Raw genomic sequence first — 15,839 nt, forward strand, 5'->3', positions numbered from 1 at the left:
AATACGGAAACAAACATGGACTTCCCTTTAGCTGAATTGAGCTATCTCGGGCTCTTTCTTGTGATGCTGTTTGTCGCAAAATGGCTCTACAACGCGACAACTTCGTACAACACCTTCACAGAAATTGAACAGAACAAAAACCTGGCGTTAGCAACATCAATCAGTGGTTTCTTAATTGCGGTCACTATGATGTATGTGGCCATCCTTCAGGGGCCGAGTAAAGGCCTGGTGACCGACCTTATCAATGTAAGTCTTTACTCACTGGTTGGACTGGGGTTATTGGTGGTAACCCGAGTGATTAACGATAAGTTGCTACTGCCTAAGTTTTGCAACACCACACAACTTATCACTCATCAGAATCTGCCGGTTGGGATCGTACAACTTGCCAGTTACATCAGCGCTGGATTAATCATCGCAGGGGCTTTGAAAGGAGAAGGGAGTTTTGCCTCGGCCATCGTATTTTATTTGCTCGCTCAGCTGGTATTGCTTATCGCAAGCAGGCTATATGATGCCTTAACACAGTTTGACCTGCACGATGAGCTGGAAAACAATAATATGGCAGCGGCCGTCAGTTTTGCCGCAACCAAAATTGCCACCGGTATTATCTTATTTCATGCACTGCGCGGGACATTAGAGACCTGGTCACAAAGCATTACGCTATTTTTTATCGACGCTGCCATTGCCCTGGTGTTGCTGCCCTTAGTGCGCTTCCTGACTGATTTAGTGCTGATGCCAGGTGTGAGAATTAACAAGGCCATCGCACAAGGTAACACCGCGGTTTCCTTAATTGAAGCGAGCGTAGCCGTATCGGTTGCCGTGGCAATTTTTTACACACTGTAAAAAGGATATTTTATGAGTGTGATTAAAACCTTTTTCCTGTCTCTGGTGATTTTTATTTTATGCTTCTGTAGTCGTACACTGTTAGAGGAGCCTGTCGCTAAGGTACCTTTTGCCAAGAGCACAGAGTATGCCAATCAGGACAAAGCCTATCAGTTCGAAGTGCCTGAAGATGGCCAGATGATGCGCTTTGAACTCAAAGGAGTGATGAAAATGAACTCCTGGAAAGCCATGGATATAGAAGTCTACCAGGCAGATGGGACTTATCTGTTTAGTTACCAGGATGAGCTGTGGTCTGAGTCAGGCAGAGACTCGGAAGGCCACTGGACCGAAAGAAAAACTGACGCTTCATTTGAAATTCGCCTCGCGAAAAAAGGCATACATCACCTGTATCTGACAGACGCTAGCAGCTATAGCCAAAAATTGGACAATACCCGATACACCTTTCGTGTGGTCCCCATTCGGGGAGATGCCGGTACCTTACTTCCTCTGCAATTCATTGCGGGGATCATCGCTGTTGGCTGCCTGGCACTACTGATCAACCGCTATGAGAATGATGAGCCTTTATCTGGCCAGACAACCTTTAACAAAAAGCCCTATGGCCACAACCCGTTTGGCGATCAAGCCCGGCCCTCACGTGCCCCATTATACGCCTGGTGTTTCTCCCTGGGGTTCTTTGTCCTGCTGTTCAGCTGGGCGTATAAAAATGACGATAACATTAATTACGTCAGCTATGCTTATGGTCACTCAAACATGACCGTTGATCGCAGTATTCGTCAGCAAAGTTTGTCTGGTGCCAATCATCGTGGTGGCAGCGGCCGGGGTGGCAAGTAAGTGCTCAGAGAAAGCCATATCCTGCTGTTTAGCATCTTTATCGCCGGGTTATGCTCGATAGTTTATGAGCTGCTGATAGCGACTACGGGCGCTTATTTTCTCGGCGACAGTGTAACGCAGTTTTCCATCACCATTGGTGTCTATATGGCGTTTATGGGCGTGGGCTCGTACCTGTCTAAGTGGGTCACTGACAACACGCTGCTGACGCAGTTTATTGTATTCGAGCTGATGCTGGCGCTGATTGGTGGAAGTTCAGTCCCGCTGTTGTACTTTTGTTATGCTCAGGGCTGGCACTTTCAGAGCATGTCGGTTGCGCTAACCGCATTCATAGGTATTTTCGTGGGTCTTGAGATCCCGCTCTTATCGCGATTAATGGAAAAACACTATACCTTAAAGGTGAACCTGGCCAATGTGCTGTCCATTGATTATCTGGGTGCATTAATCGCCACCTTAGTATTTCCATTGGCGCTGCTGCCCTGGCTTGGTGTGTTTAAAACGTCACTGCTGTTTGGCCTGATCAACGTGTCCATCGCCCTAACTCTACTGTGGTATTTTTACGCTCAGTTTCCATCCAGGCAGGCACGTCTGCTAAGGTGGCTCCTGCTCCTGGTGTTACTCACACTCGCAGGGTTGATGTTCTTCAGCAAAGCACTGAATCATCACTGGAACGAAACCGTGTTTGAAGACCGTATTGTGCATAGCGAACAGTCACGGTACCAGCAATTGGTCATGACCAAACACAAAGAAGATGTACGTTTGTATTTAAATGGTGGATTGCAGTTTTCTGCCATTGATGAGTACCGCTATCATGAATCACTGATCCATTTACCAATCCAGCGGCAAACAGCGACTCGCAACGTCTTGATATTAGGCGGGGGAGACGGGCTGGCCGCCAGAGAGCTGCTCAAATACCCTGATATTGAATCCATTACCCTGGTCGACCTGGACCCGGCAGTGGCGGCGCTGGCACGTAACAATTTTCACCTCAAACAGCTCAATCAGAACGCGCTGCACAACCCCAAAGTAACGGTGATCAATCAGGATGCGTTTGTCTATCTGACAGATACGCCCGACAAATACGACCTGATAGTGGTGGATTTACCGGACCCTAAAACCATTAGTCTGGCCAGGTTATACAGCAAGCAGTTTTATACCCTGACAAAGCACCGTCTTGATGCACATGGAATTATGGTAACTCAGGCAACCAGCCCTTACTTTGCAAAACAGGCGTTCTGGTCAATCCATAATACGGCGTCGTCGGTGGGCTTTCACTCCGTCACTCCTTATCATGTGGATGTCCCCTCATTTGGTAATTGGGGTTTTGTCATGGCCTGTAAAGCAGCGTGTGAATTACAACACAATGCCTTGCCCGACACACGCTTTTACAACCCTGATATCGAACCTTTATTAATGACCTTTCCGGCCGATATGCATAACACCAACAGCAAGGTCAGCAGCCTGGACCAACCACATGTGCTTTACTACTATCTCGATGGCTGGAAATACTGGAACTAGCATGCTAAAAAGGCCAGCAATCGCAAGACAGCTCTGACGCATCACAGCCTTTCATTCTGCCATTGCAGCTGGCAATATCACAGCCCGCGCTCGGGTCGCAGTAGTCGCAACGGCTATCTTTGTTTTTTCGTCTGCCTTTATTGTCTGATTGTTGGTGAGTAATATACGCCTGCTTACACGCATGCATCCGAGCCCTTATCTTTCGATACCCTTCCCACAGGCCATCCTCCTTCACTATTGTCAGCACGACTCTGAGCAACTCTCCCCCCGATGAATAGCCGCATAAGCACACCGAAACCCTTTATGTGGAGAAATAAAACATTGATAAAATCGGATCAATAGTATAACCAGATAATCCATGGCAATTCCTGGACTATAATTTATTTTTAGCAACAAAAGTCTTAGTCACAATTCGCCAGGCATTTTGACGCTTATACATCACCAGGTAATCGACATAGTGCGTTTTTGGTGTATGAAAATCCATCTTTACCATAGCCATTTTATTATCCACGATATCGACAGATAAAATATTAGCCTCCCATTTATCCTTGGTCGCATTCTTAAAATAGCCTGAGAACTCTTTTAATGGGACAGTTCTGATTGTTTCTTCTTTGGTATCACTATCTACCCTAATCATTTTGACGTGACCAAACTCCTGATCAAAAGCTTTTGCCAGCAGTTCCTGGTCGCCCTTCGCCGCTCCATTAAAATACATGTATGCGGTATCTACGACAGCCTGATACTCTTCCCCAGTAACCGCTTCACTACGGCTAAATGAGGAGAAAAGTAAAGTAAACGCCACCATGGTTATTGAAAATAACTTCATTGTTATAAATTCCTACTCTAGAGTGTATATTGCTTATTTAATGCGTTTATAAATACTTGCCGGTTTCATAACTCAGTTCGAGTCATACGATTTTTCTTAAAATCATTGTCAAGCAGCTGCGTACTGGTTTCTCCGAACTATCGTCAGATTTGTAACGAAAAATCACAGCCTATTTGCTTTTAAAAAACTAACAGTAAAGCCGATACTGCTCAAGCTTATATGCGATAAAAGGCATTAACTATACGCCAATGGGCGTTAACGTTACTTTGAAAAAGATATTGCCTTATCTCACAGGCACCGAAGATCATTGAATCGAAAGGCGTAGATATATCATCTTTAGGTCTTTTTTGCTTGCCGGTCCCCCTTTCAACTTACCAGTCACTGCACATCTAACAACCTTAACCAGCGCCGCCACTTGCGCCAAAAATACAACCATTGATTTTTACGAATACAGGCATCTAAAAATCCCATTAACAATTTTGCAAACAAAAACCTATACTCGCTGAGAATTAAGTAGATGCACTGGCGACTGGGTAGGGTTTGGCTGGTCGGCAGGTGTTTCACAAAAATAAGGTAACCACTATGACCACAAAAATATTCAGAAAATCAGCCTTAGCCGCGCTGGTAAGTATTGCGATAACAGGCCTCAGCGCCTGTGCCAGCACCGATGACCTGCAGCAAGCCAGTCAGTCTCATAGCGAGATCAGCAAACCGAAAGGCGCTGTCGGTTTCGGCAATGTGCCCATGGGCGTGGCCAAATCCAATCAGTTCTGGTGGCCGGATCAGCTTGACCTGTCTCCCCTGCGCGACCACGACGGCCGCTCCAACCCGTTTGGTGAAGACTTCGATTATGCCAAGACATTCAATCAGCTAGATATGGCGGCACTCAAGCGTGATATGAATGCACTGCTTACCACGTCGCAAGACTGGTGGCCCGCTGACTGGGGCAACTACGGGCCGCTGTTTATTCGCCTGGCCTGGCACAGCTCGGGGACCTATCGTACATTAGATGGTCGCGGTGGTGGCGATGGCGGTCAGATGCGCTTTGATCCCCTCAACAGCTGGCCAGACAATGGCAACCTGGATAAAGCCAAGCGCCTGTTGTGGCCGCTTAAGCAAAAGTACGGTGCGCAAATTTCCTGGGGCGATTTAATGATCCTGGCCGGTACCGTTAGCCTGGAAAACATGGGCTTTAAAACTTATGGCTTCGCCGGTGGGCGCACGGACGATTGGGAACCAGACTTAGTCTACTGGGGTCCTGAGGTTGAAATGCTGGCCAGCGATCGCGAAGAAAAAGACGGCAAATTACAACGCCCGCTCGGTGCAACACACATGGGCCTAATCTATGTGAATCCGGAAGGCCCTAAAGGCAAACCCGATCCGGTAGGCTCGGCCAAGAATATCCGCGTGGCGTTTGGTCGTATGGCCATGAATGACGAGGAAACCGTGGCGCTGATCGCCGGTGGTCACACCTTTGGTAAAATGCACGGCGCGCATAAAGCCAGCAAATGTGTGGGTAAAGAACCCGGTGGTGCCGCCATTGAAGCGCAAGGTCTTGGCTGGAAAAACACATGTGGCAAAGGCCACTCAGAAGATACCGTCACCAGTGGCCTGGAAGGCGCCTGGACTCAGGCACCTACCCGCTGGACTACGCTTTACCTGCAAAACCTGCTGAACTTTGAATGGCAGCAAACACGCAGCCCGGGCGGTGCCATTCAATGGATCCCAACCGATGAGGCACTGCACACCTCAGTACCCGATGCGCATGTCAAAGGGAAGTTTAATTCACCCGTGATGACGACCGCAGATCTGGCACTCAAGTACGACCCGGAGTATCGCAAAATTGCCGAGCGCTTTTTGGCCAACCCTGAAGAATACCGTCTGGCTTTCGCTAAAGCCTGGTACAAGCTGACGCACCGCGACATGGGTCCGCGTGCCCGCTACCTGGGTAATACCGCACCTGATGAAGCATTGATCTGGCAAGATCCGGTTCCGGCTGTAGATCATGCATTGATAAGCGAAGCCGATGCCAAAGCCATTAAGCTGGATATTCTGAAAACCGGGATCAGCGTACCGGCGCTGATCCGCACGGCCTGGGCGTCTGCCGCCAGTTTCCGCGCCTCGGATATGCGCGGGGGTGCCAACGGTGCCCGCATTATGCTGGCACCACAAAAAGACTGGCCAGTTAACAACCCGGATGAGCTATCGTCAGTTTTAAATCAGTTGCAAGCTGTACAGGCGCGCTTTAACCGCGCAGCCGGTGGCACTAAGCAAGTCTCTATGGCCGATGTGATTGTACTGGCAGGTGCAGCCGCAGTTGAACAGGCAGCCAAAAATGCCGGTATTACGGTGTCTGTGCCCTTTACCCCAGGGCGCACCGACGCAACTCAGGCACAAACCGATGTGGAATCATTCGCACTGCTTGAGCCAAAAGCGGATGCGTTCAGAAACTACTTTGACGTGAATGCCAGCTACCGCTCACCAACCGAAATGTTGGTTGATAAAGCCGATCAGCTTAATCTGACTGTGCCAGAAATGACGGTGCTGCTGGGTGGTTTACGTGTACTGGGTGCCAATGCCATGGACTCTCAGCACGGTGTATTTACCGATAAAGTGGGCACGCTCAGCAACGACTTTTTCGTCAATCTGCTGAGCATGTCTCATAAGTGGCAAAAAACCAGTCAGGCAGGTTTATACGAAAGCATTGACCGCAGTACAGGTAAAAAGCGCTTTACGGCCACCAGTGTGGATTTGATCTTTGGCTCAAACTCAGAGCTGCGCGCCGTGGCCGAAGTCTATGCCTATGACAACGCCCAGCAAAAGTTTGCAGAGGACTTTGTTAAAGCCTGGCACAAAGTGATGCAGCTGGACCGTTTTGACTTGCGTCATCAATTGTAATCGCATCCGGATCCCAGCGCCTGCAATCGCAGGCGCTGGCTTTTTTGTTAGGCTCAGTCTATGGGATATATCACACTCCCAACAGCAATGATCTGGCCCTCCTGACGGATCTCGAAACGAACGCCCGCTCGTATCGCCATCGGTTTGCTTAATTTAACTTCGATATCAATCTGATCGCCGGGCAAAGCCATGCTAATGTCATTTGGAAAAGTGGCCTTGCCTGGTACATCAATAAAGTGCATGTGAAAGTCACCTTCAAACTTCGTGTATAAAGTGCTATTTCTTCCGCCTTCTTCTTTAGTCAGGTAATAGATAGTGGCTTCAAAACGTGTATATGGCTTAATTGACCCGTTTTTACCGAGCACCATACCTTCTTCGATATCCCTTCTATCGATCCCTTTTAAGCCTACAGCAGCCAATTCTGTGGCCTGTGCGCTGTCTTTAAGAAATCTCTCGACCTCAATACTGGAGCACGTTGGGTGCTGAGTATCCCGAATACCCACAAGTTCCAGCTTGTCGTTTTTATAGAGCGTGCCACTTGTTATTCTGCTGCGCGCAAGTGGTGTATCGCGCCAACTTACTATAAAGATATCTTCAACAGGCATCACAAAGGGCTGATCCTTCAGAGGCACAGGCGGAATAACATAGTCTTCCATTGCCTGGACTAACGCTTTGATGCTGTCTTCCCATTTGGGGTCTCCTTCAAGCGCTTTTTTAGCCGAGCCCACGATCACCGGGCTCAAAGCTCTGTCATACCCTGCCTCTTCTAGCTGCTCTGTGATGAAAGACGCCATCTCTCTGATAAACGCTTCGTCGTGTATCAAGTCGACTTTATTAATATAAACAATGACATTACTAATACCCATCGAGCGCAGCAGTGTGAGATATTCATCCGTTTCGCGATTAAAGCCGACATCAATGCTGACCACAAGGATGGCGGTGCCCATCCTCAAATGACCTGTGATCAGCCCTTTAGCGTAGTCCATATAATCGGGGCAGTCTGAATGAAAGTAAACGTACGATTTTGAAACATAATCGACCATTGAGCTGCGGTAAGTTACACCTGCATTTGTGGTGTACTCAGACGCATCGTCGATTGAGGCGAAGCTCTGCGGTGCTGATAAGTGCTCTTTTGCTAACACATGCGTTATCGCGGCGGTTAAGGTCGTCTTACCATGCCCTTTAGCGCCGATTGTACCAACATAGATGTATGTTCTGTTGTTTTCATCATTGTCTGTCATTGTCGATTCCTTTACAACTTTAAGCCAAAGTCGCTTTCATTATGAGAGGCGTTTTACTTTATTATCAATGACACAGTATTACACTGGCTGGTTTGCAGGACTGACAACAGTATATGATGAGGACAGCGCTGCCCAGATAGGCGAAGAGCCCAGCCCGTTTTCGGCGATTTCTTCGCGGGGATGATGTGCAGCCGGGGATTTACACTTTTAACTCCCCGGCATTAGTAAAGCAGTATACCAATTTGCTTGATTAAGAGTTCCGATTTGAGGCGAGAAAATAGGGTCCATAACAAGGCAAAAATTTTGCTATTTAGTTACTCTAAATAAGAAATTTTTAACGCCGTTAGCGTCATATTTGCTCCTTCAAATTGAACACGTATTAAGTGAAGCTGGTATTACAACTTAAACTGCTCGACACTGGATTTGAGGCTGTGAGCCAGCTCACTGATATCATGACAGGCATGGGAGATTTGATTGGCTCCCTGTGTCATCTCAACACCGGCGAAATTAATGTTCTCAATATTGCGATTAAGCTCCTCAGACACCACTGACTGCTCATTACAGGCTGCCGCTATCTGCGTACTCATTGCTGCAATGCTGTCGATCTCCTGCTCAATCTGGCTAATGGTTTGGCTAACCGTCTCGGTTTGCGCCACGCACACATCGATCCCGGTCTGACAGGTGCGTGTGGCTTCCCCCGTCTCTTTGGACTTTTGTTGCAGATCACTGACAATTTCAACGATTTGTGTGGTTGATTCCTGAGTACGGCGTGCCAGCGAGCGCACTTCGTCAGCCACCACGGCAAAGCCACGGCCCTGCGCACCGGCACGGGCGGCTTCAATGGCAGCATTTAGCGCCAGCAGGTTCGTTTGCTCGGCAATTTCACGGATCACGTCGACCACCACATTGATATTCTGCGCGTTCTTTTCAAGGTTAACCGCCAGCTCGCCCGCATGCGTTACGGTTTCTGCCACGGCTGAAATATGCGACATGCTGCTTGTTAGTGCCGTACTCCCCTCGCGCGATTTCATATGGGCCTGATTAGCAGACTCTGCGCCCATTTCGGTGCTTTGTGCCACCTCAGACACGGCTGCCTGCATCTGGGTCATAGCAGAGGCAACAGACTGCAATTCGTTTTGTTGGTTTTCCATGCCTTTGGCGTTTTGTGCCGAAATCATATTCACTTCTTCAACCGCAGAAGAGAGCAAGATAGCGCTGTCATTAATTTTCACAACAAGGCCATTTAACTGCTGACGCATCTTTTCCAGTGACTCCAGCAAAGAGCCCAGTTCGTTGCTGCCTGCCGAGTCAATATCAATGCGGGTACTTAAATCGCCATTTGCAATGCTGCCGGCCAGGTTCATGGCTTCTTCTAAAGGACGTCTGATGGCCCCACTGAGCACAACACAGATCAGCGCAATCATAACGGCACATACCAAAGTACAAATGATAATGGCCGTGATCACAGTTTTAACAGCCCCGATGGCTGATGACTCAGCATGACCCACATTGTCACTGTTGATTTTCTCCAGCTCACTTAGCTCGTCCATCGCCATAGCAAAGACTGGGTAGCTGTTTAACACCGTCTCATTAGCACGGTTCACCTCGCCACTGCGCACCAGCGCGTTAAAGTCAGACGTTGCCGTCGCATATTTTCGCCAGGCAGACTCAAACGCCTCGAACTGGCGTCGCTCCTTTACGCTTACATTAAGCTGACTGTACAGCGCAATTTTACGATTTACCCCGGCGCGTAAATCGCTCAGAATGCTCAGCCATTCGCTCATTTCGGGGTGGTCCGGGTTCATGGTGGCACCAAACTCATCTTTACGTATGGTGGTAAGCTCTATCTTTAAGTCCTTGACGATTTCTACCGAAGGAATACTGGTTTGTACGATTGAATCAAGATCATCGCTGATCCCTCTCAGTCCGTTATAGGTCAGCAGACTCACTGCGAAGAAAACAAAAAATACCGAAAAAAAGCTCAAACCAATTTGTTTGGTGATGGATAAATCTTTTATTGCCATGCTCTTTGAAAAACTCCCTAATTTAACAATAATCCAGACGAATAAAAAACCGCCAGAGATAGTAAAGCTATGTATCTCTGACAGCTGTTTTTAACCTGAAAAAAAGTGCAAAATACCAGCGGTTTTATGTGTAAAAATGGCATAACCATGCAGCATATTTGTACACAATAAAGTCGCAGCCTAACGCCTGAATAGGGATTAGCCTGGGTATATTTTTCACACAACGATTCACTAAGTAATCGAATATTATAATTAAAGGCAGCCCCTGGCTGAATACAATAATTATTAATGGTTTGGGCTTATGTTATTGATTAGGATGTGAAATAACACTGAAGATAGATGAAAAAAATCAAGAGATCATCTTTTATACTCTTAGATAACAAAGGTTGGGCATAGTTACAATTTGCCTTTTGCGAGGTGTTCTGTGCAACTTTCTCGTCCGCAGTGCTCATTTTGTGCTGGCATACAACTTGATGGGTATGCGGTACCCTGATGAGAACAACACCATGAAATAATATGCAGACATGAGCGGGCAATGATCTTATTATTTTGTCAGTGCGTATTGTGTTAAAAACAACCGGATGACCGAATGAGCGAACTCACCATATTTTATGATGGCACCTGTCCTTTGTGCGTAAAGGAAATGACCGCGCTGACCAAACGAGATAAAGCACAGCGCATTAAAACGGTCGATATTTTCAGCGACGAATTTGCCCGCTACCCCGGCATTGACCCTGACAAGGCAAACACAGTTTTGCACGCGCTGGATGCCACAGGTAACCTGTTGCTGGGTCTGGATGTTACACATCAGGCGTGGCGATTAGTGGGAATGGGTTGGTTGTATGCACCACTGAGGTGGCCCGTCATTAAGCCCATCGCTGATAAGTTTTACTTATTGTTTGCCAAAAACCGCTATCGCATTTCTTACTGGCTGACCGGTAAGTCACGTTGCGACAGCGGTGTGTGCCGAAAATAAGTGCAACGTTAATGATTACCCAATAGTACTGCCAGGCGCTTTTGTTCATTTACGGAAAACAGTGTCTGCTCAAGCGCGGCTATTTTGGCCTGACTTGTCGAGTCTGAATCATGGGCAAGGATCGCATCGCGTTGCTGTTTATAGTCCGCCACCCTTTGTGCCCAACGTGTTTGTGTATTTTTTGCGTGCATCAGGCGCTCTGCGGCTTCATCCCCATATCTGGCACTGAGCTGGTTGTAGTTCATAGTCTGCCAGCTTTGTTTTAACGTGATCAGGGTTTGCGTTGCCTCTATGGTCTCACGCTCCTCCCGTGGGAGCTGGCTGATGTGTGCGTCAATTAATTCGCCCCGCGCCTGCTCGCTGAGCGATTGGTCAGACAGGATTTGCCAGCGCTCCAGTGTCTGTGCATTCCAGCGGTTCTCATCCGCAAACCAGGCAGCGATCACCTCAGCAGAAAAGTATTGACCCTGAAGCGTTTGCAGTGCCTCAAAACGCTCGTGAACCGTCAGCGTGTTTTCTACTTTTGTCAGCGCCTGTTTATAGTTCATGTAGTCATGCGCCAACCCCTGCAAACACAGCGTTAAACGATGCGTATATTGAGCCCAGCTTTGCTCCAGCTGCTCGCTTTGCAAAGCGAAGATCCAGTCATCAAGCTGATGCTTATGGGCTTTGACAATTGCGCCGCAATGCGCAGTCTGTGTTGGCATCGCGGCATGAGGTTGCTGTTCAATCATGAGTGGCGCCTCTGTCACGGGACGCTCATTAGCCGCTGCGATATCCCTAGGATCTTTGGTATCTGGCTGACCAGCCAGATACCAAAGCCAGGCACAGAGCCCGATACCACTGAGTGAAAGCAGACGCCTGTACCTCATAGATTCAGACCTTTCAGACGACGAATATGCTGACGGTAAATCGTGAGCGGATCGGTCTCGAACAAATGGTGAACGCCGATGGTCTGATTAACCTGATCCAAATGATTCATCTTAAAGTCGTTACCAATCACATAACCCAGGTTGCTGGAACAAGCCGATACCAGGCCGTCATTGGCTTCGTCAAATACGCCAGAGAACAACAGGAGTGCGTTATCCGCTGGGTCTAACAGATTGGTCCACGCCCGGCTGCCGCTCCATGAGAAGTAGTAAACGCCGTTGTCGGCCAACATATCGCCCTGAGCACAATACTGCTGTGGTACGCCTTCAGGATATTTTTGATTAAACGCAAGGGTGCCTTCTGTGGTCAGCGCACTCAGCGCTTCAAGCGCATCTTTAGGTGCTGTGGGCTTACCAGATAACAGATCAATCAGCCCCGCTAAGCCGTTACCCAGTGACACTAAAAACTGCTCTGAGAACGACCCCTGATCGACACCACCGCGCACCACATCAGCAAAGCGACTGCCCCAGTTAACGCCCCCAATGCTGGTCACCGATGCCACCCATTGAGGTTTGACCGACGCCACATAACGAATGGTTTGCGCCCCCTGGCTATGACCAATCAGATTCACTTTATCTTTACCTGTGAGGGCTCGGATCAGTGCCACCTGCTCAAGCAGCTGCTCGCCTCGCAGCTCAGAGTTGTGTGCAGACGACACCTCAGCAACATAGACGTCGCCGCCCTCTTGGCGGATAACAGAAGGCACGCGATAGAAATAGTCCACGCCCAGCAGATTGTCGAAGCCAAACAGGCCATGAACCAGCACGACAGGATATTCCAGTTCATCACTACTGTGCGCCAGTTGTGCAAAGAGTGACATAATACTGAATAAAACAGTGAGTGTTATTTTTTTCATTTACTTGCTCCAAAAATTACAATTTAGCAAAAAAAGGCTAGACCAAAGTGGTAAGAGGTCAAGCCTCATGGAACAAAAAACAGACAAAAACTTACTTTTAGAAGGAAAAAGGCAGGCATTCCAGGGGCCATAAATCAATAAGTTTAAATTTAACACCATGATTTAAAAGAGAACTACTTGGATTTATAAATTTCTGATTGAAAGGTATGATTTTAGCCTTAGCAATTGACCTGGGAGTTAGTGTAATTACGTAAAAATTGGATGATTTTGATTTGGTTAGATATCACCTCTCAGCTTGATCCCTAATTGTGCCATTCGTACTTATCAATGAGATAACCAGACTGATAAGCAATTATAAGCGTCACTCCGAGGACCACCAGAGAAACCCCCAACCTCTGCCAGGCAGTTGCTTTTAATTCAACAGGGTTCATCAAAGTAGCCAGTATGTTTCCCAGTACACTTATGAAAGAGCCTAGAAACATGAACAAAAGAGCAAAACCCAATATTTTATCAATCATCTCATTACCAGTTTAGGGAGGGAGTCTCCCTGTATTCCTATAACAGCCACCGTTGTCCGCCCGGTAATGGCTGACAATACGCGGTAGTCGAGTTTTTTAAGGGAGTTTTTAAGGGGGAGTTTTAAGTGACACCCACCAGTAAATTCACACATCTATTGTGGGCATGTTCAAAGCCACAATGCAAGGCTATTGAATGTTACGCTTTCTATAAGCTTCCAATAGTGGAACTTGTAAGTTTAACTATGAAATACTGAAGAATAATCAGATTCGGACAATACGAGTTCGCACCCAAGCCTGAGCCTGGATAAATCGAAATGGCACAAAAAGAAAGGTGTTAGCCCAGCAACCGCTCGCACTGAGTCAAGTTGGCTCGTCGCCTTTTATGAAGATGTCCACAGTAATCTGTCATCGCTTGCTTTCGCCCCACTGCACCATGAAAGACCTTTGTAAACTGCATAGTCAGTTTGAGCCAGTTGTCTGGCTCTATTTGCAATCGTGTCAGCAGTGGCTGACTATCGCTGATATAACCCCGCTTATCTGCACGCATGCATAGGCCTGTTAACTCAACCAGTTGAATATAATAAGTCAGCTCAAACGGCAGTCCTTTAGGCCTGTGCTGTCCTGGATTACCAGCAAAACGCAGTAAGCTTTTGGGTTGCTTACCTTGCTGTGCATGCTCAATACGCTTTTTAATGCTGGTGTAGTCTGACGTTTCCGGTGTATCTGCCATTTGGGCTCTGACTGGGTTCAGGTCAACATAAGCCAGGCACGCTGCCAGTGCCGCTTCATCCAATAAAGCCTGTGACTTGAATCTTCCTTCCCAAAATCGACCTGTGCAACCATCTTCTTTATTGGCTCTGCGGGCAATGTCTTCATTAAGCACCCGCATAAACCAGCTGATGCTCGCAAGACGGGATCTGAATTCAGCTATATCAGCTGCCAGCATACTATGCTCGGATGCGCTCAGCTCATCACCACTAATGAATTTGTGCGTCAACCAGTTGCCCTTAAACAACTTATGCCAGCGAAGAACTATTGCTCTGTCTGATATCCTTTGTGCTTTCTTATCATCCACATACAACACAATATGCGCATGATTGCTCATAACTGCATAGCCACACACATCGATGCAAAACACCTTCGCAAGGGTCAGCAATTTTTCTTCAACCCAATCTCGACGATGTTCATAAGACTTGCCCGTTACACGGTCTTTGCCGCACAGAAATGCCCGGCGAACACACCGGGATATGCAGTGGTAGTACTTAGTGTCTGATAAGCTGACCTGTCTCTTCCTTGCCATTGGCATAATTTGTCACCCTCAATCCATTGAGTATTACCTAAAGGTAGACGGCGTACAGTCTGCACGCCAAATTTTAGGTGGCTGTCCATGTAACTTTTGTCATGTAACTTTTAGAAACATGTTTTCGATACACAAGATACCTCAGGAGAAAAAAGGCGCTTGCCCAGATCAAATGAAATCCCACCCATAGAGCGGCAATATAGTATTGAGAGCTTCGCGTTTTTGGTCGTGCTGGCAAAAGAGTTTAGCAACCAGAGTTATGCTCGCTACTATGAGAATATTGAACCTGCTTTAATACAGTCTTACTATACATTATGTAGCGTATATCCATTTCACTTATTTTCATACAGCATTTGGAAATATTTAGGTCAGCACATTTATAGAAAAGAAGAGCTGGATCCGGAAGTGTTAGCCGTCTTCCCTTCAAAGTTAGCGCTGTCCCCTGATGTCGCTGCACTTTTAAGCGCCAGTTTCAATATTATGGTTAATCGAGCCAGAGAGATTGGTATTATCAACTCAACGATGAAAGAGTCTGGCCTATTTATAGACTTCATCAGACGTAATACAGAAAAAGTCCATCATATAGAGATTGAGATGACTCGTTTTGATCGCAGTAATAGAAACAATTGTCCAGAACTAAACGTAGTAACAGAGCACCTAAATAAGTTTCGAACACCCGGTCATCGAATAACCTTATAGCCTCATCTAAGCTTGTTATATTAATGTTTCTAACCTGGTCGTATGTGCTGATAAAGCAGGTCATGACAAATCGACTTTGTGGTCATACAACTCTGACTTACCTGGTCCTATCAAGCGATATATACAATTGTATATCACACTCCCTGCGGACCACGAGGTCGATGGAAACGACCACGCTGGTCAAACCGATGCGACCAAAAAATCGGTGACATATGACCAGAAACAGACAAGCCCCGGCGGGTGCCTGGGGCTTTAGATTGGGTGATTGAGATGGACGCTCCTAAATCGGCGTCAATGCGCCAAACTGAGAGTGATATTTACAGTTAACAGGAGCATCCATCATGAATCAAGTTAGCACATTATCCATCGACTTGGCTAAAAACGT

12 protein-coding genes are annotated in these 15,839 nt (G+C 47.3%); 6 read left to right on the forward strand and 6 right to left on the reverse strand.

The features are described from left to right. Positions 1-15: 15 nt before the first annotated feature. From MHN33_RS19220 to MHN33_RS19230, 3 genes are read left to right on the forward strand one after another with little or no spacing between them, the layout of a single operon-like run. Entirely contained in the window at positions 16-840 is an 825-nt protein-coding gene (locus tag MHN33_RS19220) for a DUF350 domain-containing protein (RefSeq protein WP_239400410.1), read from the forward strand. 12 nt (positions 841-852) lie between these two features. Further along, positions 853-1,671: a hypothetical protein gene (locus MHN33_RS19225; protein WP_239400412.1), complete on the forward strand. Its 819-nt coding sequence runs from the start codon at positions 853-855 to the stop codon at positions 1,669-1,671. After that, on the forward strand, positions 1,672-3,186 hold the full coding sequence (locus MHN33_RS19230; protein WP_239400414.1) for a polyamine aminopropyltransferase: 1,515 nt from the start codon (positions 1,672-1,674) through the stop codon (positions 3,184-3,186). It abuts the gene before it with no gap. 373 nt (positions 3,187-3,559) lie between these two features. Here the strand turns inward: MHN33_RS19230 and MHN33_RS19235 are convergent, their stop codons facing one another. Then, complete coding sequence (locus MHN33_RS19235) at positions 3,560-4,012, reverse strand: nuclear transport factor 2 family protein (protein ID WP_239400416.1); 453 nt, start codon at positions 4,010-4,012, stop codon at positions 3,560-3,562. 582 nt (positions 4,013-4,594) lie between these two features. Between MHN33_RS19235 and katG the strand changes: the two genes are divergently transcribed. After that, the gene (gene katG / locus MHN33_RS19240) at positions 4,595-6,910 is read left to right on the forward strand and encodes a catalase/peroxidase HPI (protein ID WP_239400418.1); all 2,316 of its coding nucleotides are present in this window, start codon (positions 4,595-4,597) and stop codon (positions 6,908-6,910) included. A 53-nt stretch (positions 6,911-6,963) separates the two neighbouring features. On the opposite strand, the gene MHN33_RS19245 is transcribed toward katG, so the two are convergent. Next, a complete protein-coding gene (locus tag MHN33_RS19245; protein ID WP_239400420.1) occupies positions 6,964-8,151 on the reverse strand; it encodes a GTP-binding protein in 1,188 nt (395 codons plus the stop codon). A 395-nt stretch (positions 8,152-8,546) separates the two neighbouring features. Beyond that, positions 8,547-10,175 carry a methyl-accepting chemotaxis protein gene (locus tag MHN33_RS19250; protein WP_239400422.1) on the reverse strand — a complete coding sequence of 543 codons (1,629 nt, stop codon included), beginning with the start codon at positions 10,173-10,175 and terminating at the stop codon, positions 8,547-8,549. Positions 10,176-10,764: 589 nt separating this feature from the next. Here MHN33_RS19250 and MHN33_RS19255 point away from each other — a divergent pair. Next, complete coding sequence (locus MHN33_RS19255; protein WP_239400424.1) at positions 10,765-11,151, forward strand: DUF393 domain-containing protein; 387 nt, start codon at positions 10,765-10,767, stop codon at positions 11,149-11,151. Positions 11,152-11,159: 8 nt separating this feature from the next. Here MHN33_RS19255 and MHN33_RS19260 read toward each other — a convergent pair whose 3' ends face one another. The 3 genes from MHN33_RS19260 to MHN33_RS19270 form a co-directional block, all read right to left on the reverse strand. After that, positions 11,160-12,023, reverse strand: a complete 864-nt coding sequence (locus MHN33_RS19260) for a lipase chaperone (RefSeq protein ID WP_239400426.1) — start codon at positions 12,021-12,023, stop codon at positions 11,160-11,162. Continuing rightward, complete coding sequence (locus MHN33_RS19265) at positions 12,020-12,937, reverse strand: triacylglycerol lipase (RefSeq protein ID WP_239400428.1); 918 nt, start codon at positions 12,935-12,937, stop codon at positions 12,020-12,022. Before MHN33_RS19265 ends, MHN33_RS19260 begins: the two co-directional genes overlap by 4 nt. Positions 12,938-13,789: 852 nt before the next feature. Then, positions 13,790-14,761, reverse strand: a complete 972-nt coding sequence (locus MHN33_RS19270; RefSeq protein WP_239400430.1) for a transposase — start codon at positions 14,759-14,761, stop codon at positions 13,790-13,792. Positions 14,762-14,914: 153 nt separating this feature from the next. Between MHN33_RS19270 and MHN33_RS19275 the strand changes: the two genes are divergently transcribed. Then, entirely contained in the window at positions 14,915-15,454 is a 540-nt protein-coding gene (locus MHN33_RS19275; RefSeq protein WP_239400432.1) for a hypothetical protein, read from the forward strand. Positions 15,455-15,839 lie beyond the last annotated feature (385 nt).

Source organism: Pseudoalteromonas sp. OOF1S-7 (assembly GCF_022347765.1).
Classification (GTDB): Bacteria; Pseudomonadota; Gammaproteobacteria; order Enterobacterales; family Alteromonadaceae; genus Pseudoalteromonas.